Genomic DNA, 6,600 nt, shown 5'->3' with positions numbered 1-6,600 from the left:
ATTATGCGAAGCGACCCATCCCTACCAAAGAAAGCGCCCCTTGTTGTAGTTCGTGACGGTCACCGGCGCGGCCACCGGCTGTGACTGCGGCTGGAAGCTGACCTGCTGCGCGGGTCGGGCCTGCTGGAACTGCATGCCCTGGCCGCTCCGGTCAGGCACTGCGGGGTCGAAATAGCCCGCAGTCGATGCCTGCAGGCAGAAATCAAAATCCGTCGCGTAGCGCGTTCCCTGTTGCGTATAGCACTGGCACGTCGTCGGCAGCCCGTCGATGAACTCAACCGACTGGCGGCGAGATCGAGCACGATCCACGTTGCGCGGGTCCTGGCTCGACATGCAGTACAGCCGCGGATATGAGACCGGCCGGGTCAGATCGTCGTATATGGGCGCCGATGCGGGGATGTCTGGAATCCTTGGAACCTGCCGGTCGACGTATTCAGCAGTCGTGACCTTCGACGCCCTAGGAGTTGTCGCATCCGGAGTAAAGCCAAGGCCTGACGTCACACCGGAGGTCACCGAACTAAGGATGCTGCCCGCCTTCTCTGGAATTGTGGCCTCTGCCACGGGGGCGTCAACTTGCCCCTTGCTACTTATCCGGTCATAAACACGATAGAACAAGAACACACAGATCATTAAGAGGCCGGCAATCACATATACACGAAACGGAAGTTTCACCTTAACGTGATGACCAACAGCGCTCTTATACGCGCCAAAGAAATTCTTATCGATACTGACAATAGTCCGCTTGGCAAAAGCCCGCTCCGACACCTTATCGAAGTCCGTCGCTTTCTCGTATTCATAACGAGAAATCTTCTTCATGCCAAATGGTCGCCAATAGTGAACGTGATTACCAACTAGGCGGCGCACCTCTACATCGATGAAACGCATATCTTGCGTAACAAGATGAACATCGAAACCCTTATGCCGATGCGTCTGGAAATGCGCAATGTAATCAGGTCGTTCTTTCCGAGTGTCACGAGGCTGGAAAAAGTGCTGACATTCATCGACAAAAATAATCGAGTTATCAGGCAGCTCGAACCACTTATGGGCGTCTTCAAACTCGTACCACTGCCCTTTTAACTTCGACGGATCAAGGCCATTAACGTTGTGATAGTAAACCGGGCGATCCTGTTCAACGCTCGCCGCATCAACTTCCTTGATGGTGTTTAGGGTCTTTCCATGGCCCGGCAGGCCCGTATGCAGATAAATCATTGTTAGGCCTCCAGCACGGCGTAATTTTTCTTTCTACCCGATAGTTTGTTCATACCATTCAGAACGAGACGAGTGGTAATTGCGGCAAACCATATGTTGACCACTACATCGAACTTGGCAAGGCCAAGCAGCGCCTGCGCAGCTGGCGGTAAGTTCGCGAGATTATTTGTCACGTACTGCAACGCCTGATCGAAAACGAGGTTAATCCCCATGTACGCAACAACGCCTATACCGAGCGCCTTTAGTGCCATCTTGACCAGAGGTGTCACGATGGTTATCAAAAGAATGGCGAGATAATAGAAATGCATTAGTCATTGCCTCCAAACGCAGCGCCTACATAAACAGCCGCCCAAAGGGCCGCTATGGCAACAAATAACCACGAAAACGTACTGGCAAACTCGCAGGCAGGCTCATACGACCACGAGAACGAGCGACCGCTAGTGCTAATGACATTGGGCGCCGGGCAGCTCGACGGGAGAAAGCGCGTCGCAGTATTGATAAACGACGGAACTTCAACTTCCTGTTCGTCAAGCTCGAACTTTTCGCCCTGGACAAGCTGTTCTATCGCGCCCTTTTTCGCATCGAAGTCCGCCATCTGCTCAACGTGACAGCGATGCTCTTTCTGTTGTTTGAGGATCGCACAGCTGACTACATCGCCAGTGCATACAAGCGGCTGATCGCAGCCAGGGCCGGTCACGCTGCCAGGGACGCAGGCTGGATTAGTCGCAGGGTCACACTGCCCTCCTCCGTCACCACCAGAGCCACCACCGCCGCCACCACCAGACCCACCATCAGAGCCACCGCCAGTGTCGCCACCAGAGCCGCCATCGGACCCGCCTGAGCCGCCATCAGAGCCGCCAGAGCCACCACCACCGGTACCGCCATCGGAGCCACCGCCCGTATCACCGCCGTCACCGCCGTCACCGCCACCATCGCCCGGATCAGTCTTGACGCACGTCGTACCGGACCAGCTGTAGCCCGAGGGGCAGCCAGGGTCATTTGGATCGGACGGTGGAACGTCAGGTGTGCCAGGAGGATTAAGCGGATCGCCAGTAGTGCCCAAGGGAGCATCAGTAGAGTTACAGCTTTCTCCGGTGCCCGATCCCAAATAATTACAAAAGCCGGTAGTGGTAGAGCCTGATACGTAAAAACAACTCTGAGTGCGAGTCTGAACAGTGTACGAGCACCGGTTATAACAGGCCGTTCCGGGCGACGGGCTGTTTACGTACTTCGAGCCGTTTACATCAATAACGGAACCGTCTGGACCTTTAAATATAGAAGGGTCCCCCTCAGTGCATTGTGAGGGCTCCGGGGTAGAGATGCATTCACCGGTTTCAGCTTTATATTCAGCGCCGACCGGGCAAGAATCGCCAAAACGAGCAATAGTAGCGGACGACGTGTAGCCATCAGAGGCGCGACGCGCCTCGCATCGCCATGTTGTTTCATTAACCTTATACAGCCTGTTGAATACATAGTTATTGCGCCATCCTGCCGCCTGAATCTGGTCGCAAACTGCAGATGGCGATGCGCCAGAATACATACGCGCAACGTTGTCGGCGCCAATATGATTACTGGAAGTCTGCCAGTAATAGTCGGCAGCCAGAGCACCCTGAGAAAAAGAGAGCAGTAAGCTGAAAAGCAGCGGCCGGCGACGGTTGGCCTCCTCCGTCGGCCTAACCGACGTCGGACGCTGCCAAAAGCTGAGTAGAGCAATAAAGAGATTCATATCAGAGCCGCCCGAACAGAAGGACGGCAACTGCCAGAGTAGAAACCACCAGCACATACATGTCGGGCGTGAGAGTCATTTTATTCAACTCCAGAAACAAGAAGGCCCACCGAAGTGGGCCAGTGAATTTGCACCGCTTAGCGGGCGGCCCGCTTCACGTACGCGAACACAGCAACAGCAACGGCCAGACCAACCGCCGCCCAACCAAGCAGGTCGATATCCGACTCTTTAGATTCCATCTTGGCAACAGCAGCAGCGGCGTCAGCCAGAGCGACAGTTGCACCACCAGCCAGAACGAGACCGGTGGAAACTTGAGCGGCGAACTTGCGACCGAACTTGCGAACTTCGTTGCGATATTTCATGTTGGTAAATCCCTATTTTATGAGGCGCTTGAGACAAAGAAAGACGAACACTGATACGAATATCTGCAACGCAGAGTCATATAAAAGTGTCGATTCCTCTGGTGTAATGCCGGACGATCCGTTGATCTCCGACGCGAGTTCCTGACCTGTGATAGCAACTAATTCACCGTTACAACGAATCCCGTTGCTATCGGCGATCCAACTACCGTCACAGGTCAGAAAATTCATTTAGGCGGTTTTCTGCTGGGTTGCAGCGAGCTGCAAGTTCAGCGGCTTGCCCTCGCCCGACAACCAGTAGTCGAAGCCAGCATGGCCGGCCCTGGATGCCCAGGCCGAAACGAAGACAGGGACGGAAACTTGCTTCTCTTTGAACTGGTTCCACATGTTGTTGTAACCAGATTCCATCTGTTTCTTCGAGAGCTTGACGGCGATAGTTTTCGTTTCGTTCAGCCCGTACTGGTTGGGTTGTTCCACTTCGACCAGGACGACGTTGTCAACGAAAGTGTTTTCGCCAACAGTGCGAGTATTACTGTGAAAACCACGGCAAAGACCGATCAACGCGAGCATGTTTGAACCTCACAGGTAGTAATTGGGGCGTCCGCCCTTGGTTTATCAAGCCACGACCAGAAGCGTCGGAGCGCGACATAGAAAAGTGCGATATAGGCGATCAGGGCTGCCACCAGGGCAACGATCGTCTCGATAGGAAACATCGCGTAGAGCTCGCCAGCAAAGGCGACTACCGGCCAGGACGCATAGAACAGGGCGATATACAGAACCCAGCCCAGGGCGAAGCGGAGAGGCGCTTTCATCACGCGGCCTCCACAGACGGCTCGACATACCAGTCAGGCCGCTGAGCGCTGAAATCGACCTGCAGGAAGCGCAGGATCGGGACGACGTTGTTCTTCTGGTCGTCCATCTTCAGCTTCTGCAGGGCCGCCTTAGAAAGACCGCATTCGCAAATCTGATCGACATGACGGTAGAACGTGGCACGCGACATCGACGCCATTGTTTCGTCCCAGCCGTAATCTTTAATACTGCGATACGTGCGAAACAGGTTGAGGGGGACAGTTTCATTGGCCTTCCCGTTCGTGCCGAACTTCGTCCAACGGGCTTTAAGTGCGGCCAGCACTTTTTCATCATTAATTACTCTCATGGAGATACCTTCAAAGGCCGCAAACAGTTCTTTCGTTACTTGTTCCCAACACCACGCAATAAAGCATTCGCCCTGCTCTTCCCGTTGTTCCTGGTAGTCGCAGAGTTCCCAAAGGTTGGTCGGGATATTCCGACGCTCTAGCCACCGGTGCATGACGGTCGCTTCGAGACGGAGTAGGTTTTCCGCCCACGCCTGGAGCGCGGGGTTCTGGAGGACGGCGAGCAGCCGATGGGCTGCGAATGCCTGGGACGGAACGAAGTTCGAGCCACCGTAGGCCCGAGCCGCCTTCAGCGCCTGTTCCAGCTGGGCACGAAACTCGGGCCCCTTCAAATAGGCCTTGAGGCGGCGTAGGCGGGATTCCTTCGAACCCCAGTAAGCGGTTGTTTCGTAGTCGTCGCCACGGTTGCGGGTCTGGCCGTTACTGACGCCGCGCAGAGCCTGGAGCAGCTGCAATGCGGTGCGGGAATCAGGCAGGCGAACCGAATACGTGCAATCGATCCCGTAAACCTCGGCGTTCTGCCAATCCAGCAGCGCCCACAACTTCGGGTAGGAACCCGCCAGCCACTTGAGCATCACCTCGCCACCCTTGCGGATGCTGGTCGGGCCGAAAACGTTGTGGCCCTGGAGCAGCTTGGCCGGGCTGGCCTTCATCTCGACACCGGGCTGAATCCGCTTGCCCAAGGACTGGTGAAACACCTTGAACGCCAGCGGCGTAAAGCCCGTCGAGAGCGATTCCCATGCGTGGCTGATGTCCTCGACCTGATAGCCACCCTTCCCGTCCGCAATGACGCTGGTAGCGCGGAGCGGAACGCCCAGGGCTTCCAGATCGACCATCAACAGCTCGTTGCCACGCTTACCGGTGCTGGTAGCGATGGCATCGACCCGGAACGGCACGAAAAGGTGAATTTTGTCGAGCATGGTTTACGTGCACACAAATAACATTTGCGGCGATTGTTAACCGGGGAACTCGCACACGTCAACGCAAATCACATGCACACATGTAAGATTGTGCAGGTGCCTACATGAGTAATAGCAATATGCCTACAAATCTACGTTTGACGGCCGATGAGCAAGACGCTTTGAGGAAAAAGGCCATAGAAATCAACAAGTTACTCGTTAAGCAAGGCATGCAACCGCTACGCGACAGCGAACTGGCACATAAAATCCTTGAAAAATCAATTGCTTGCGCAGAAGTGACGAGCAAGGGCGAGATCGTGCTCGCGCTTGAGTGACAAGTATCTGACATGTTCAAAAAACATCCGAAAGTCTCACCATGAGACAAGAGTCCACCATTAGATAAGGTGGACCCGGCTTCCGCCGGAGAAGCCAGAGAAGCAAAACCAAGGGCTCCGCCCTTGTCATCCCGCTCTCGCCGCCGAGGGCTCGGGAGCAGGGGGAGAAAAGCATTCCCCCTCCTCCCTCACGGAGGCTGTTTTTGTTCCGGGCTAGGTCAAGGGTTCGGCTTCGCCCGTGATCCTCACCCGGTCCACCCGCAAAGAGCGCGCGGGCGGCTGCGGCTTCCGGTCACGCCCTTGACTCAGTAGAGGGTGATGGCGACAGCCAGACCGATAACGATGACCAGGGCCGTAACGACGTTGAGCACAAGGCTCACGATACGAGGGGTTCGGGTTGGCGGGGATGACAGCCAGCGATCCACAGCACGGTTCAGGCGCTTAACCATCGATCAAATCCCCCTGCGCGGTGCACTCGAACAGCTGGACCGCCGCTGAGCGGGCTTGCTCGATAACGCGCTGGAGGCGGCGAATTTCGGTTCGCTGGGCGTCGATTACGTCGTGCAAGTCTTGATTCTTGCGGAACAGATCAACAGCATCTGCGGCGGCGGCGTGGAAGGCTTTTGCAGCAACCTTCTGACCGTACTGGACCTTGAGTCGGTCAACCAGCTGATCGTCAGCTTCGAACTTGATAAGCATTTTGGTACCGTTTCCTTTAACCAGGTTCGTTCCTCGAGGAGGGAAATGGTACCAAATCAATCAGGCTGCTCCTAGTGTTTGGTACCATTTTTCTCGCCTGCGCACCTGGTGGATCCGTGAAAATGGTACCGCCTCACATAATCCGGGATTGATGTTAAACCGCTGCGCCGTGGCCTGCGGATATTCCCACGGCGGCGGCTCAACATAATCCCGAGCCCC

The 6,600-nt window shown here is 55.5% G+C and carries 9 protein-coding genes; 1 reads left to right on the top strand and 8 read right to left on the bottom strand.

What is annotated here, in order from left to right; genetic code table 11:
- Positions 1-21: 21 nt before the first annotated feature.
- The 7 genes from DN824_RS22205 to DN824_RS22170 all read right to left on the bottom strand — a co-directional run bounded on the left by DN824_RS22205 (position 22) and on the right by DN824_RS22170 (position 5,368).
- Positions 22-1,209, bottom strand: a complete 1,188-nt coding sequence (locus DN824_RS22205; protein ID WP_138410491.1) for a zonular occludens toxin domain-containing protein — start codon at positions 1,207-1,209, stop codon at positions 22-24.
- A 2-nt stretch (positions 1,210-1,211) separates the two neighbouring features.
- Positions 1,212-1,517 (bottom strand): DUF2523 domain-containing protein, encoded by a 306-nt coding sequence (locus DN824_RS22200; RefSeq protein WP_138410490.1) that lies wholly within the window; start codon positions 1,515-1,517, stop codon positions 1,212-1,214.
- Positions 1,517-2,935: a virulence factor TspB C-terminal domain-related protein gene (locus DN824_RS22790; RefSeq protein WP_241666765.1), complete on the bottom strand. Its 1,419-nt coding sequence runs from the start codon at positions 2,933-2,935 to the stop codon at positions 1,517-1,519. The genes DN824_RS22200 and DN824_RS22790 overlap by 1 nt, the downstream gene beginning before the upstream one ends.
- Positions 2,936-3,072: 137 nt before the next feature.
- Entirely contained in the window at positions 3,073-3,297 is a 225-nt protein-coding gene (locus DN824_RS22185) for a major capsid protein (protein WP_138410489.1), read from the bottom strand.
- Between the two features lie 228 nt (positions 3,298-3,525).
- The gene (locus DN824_RS22180) at positions 3,526-3,864 is read right to left on the bottom strand and encodes a DNA-binding protein (protein WP_138410488.1); all 339 of its coding nucleotides are present in this window, start codon (positions 3,862-3,864) and stop codon (positions 3,526-3,528) included.
- Complete coding sequence (locus tag DN824_RS22175; protein WP_138410487.1) at positions 3,852-4,106, bottom strand: hypothetical protein; 255 nt, start codon at positions 4,104-4,106, stop codon at positions 3,852-3,854. Before DN824_RS22175 ends, DN824_RS22180 begins: the two co-directional genes overlap by 13 nt.
- Positions 4,106-5,368: a phage/plasmid replication protein, II/X family gene (locus DN824_RS22170; protein WP_138410486.1), complete on the bottom strand. Its 1,263-nt coding sequence runs from the start codon at positions 5,366-5,368 to the stop codon at positions 4,106-4,108. Before DN824_RS22170 ends, DN824_RS22175 begins: the two co-directional genes overlap by 1 nt.
- A 104-nt stretch (positions 5,369-5,472) precedes the next feature.
- On the opposite strand from DN824_RS22170, the gene DN824_RS22165 reads away from it, so the two are divergent.
- Complete coding sequence (locus DN824_RS22165; RefSeq protein WP_241666764.1) at positions 5,473-5,682, top strand: hypothetical protein; 210 nt, start codon at positions 5,473-5,475, stop codon at positions 5,680-5,682.
- Positions 5,683-6,123: 441 nt separating this feature from the next.
- Here the strand turns inward: DN824_RS22165 and DN824_RS22160 are convergent, their stop codons facing one another.
- Positions 6,124-6,381 (bottom strand): hypothetical protein, encoded by a 258-nt coding sequence (locus DN824_RS22160; RefSeq protein WP_138410485.1) that lies wholly within the window; start codon positions 6,379-6,381, stop codon positions 6,124-6,126.
- Between the last annotated feature and the right edge of the window lie 219 nt (positions 6,382-6,600).

Origin of the sequence: Stutzerimonas nosocomialis, assembly GCF_005876855.1 — a bacterium.
Taxonomy (GTDB): Bacteria; Pseudomonadota; Gammaproteobacteria; order Pseudomonadales; family Pseudomonadaceae; genus Stutzerimonas; species Stutzerimonas nosocomialis.
Note: the sequence above shows the minus strand (reverse complement) of the source record. Positions and strands in the feature narration are given on the sequence as shown.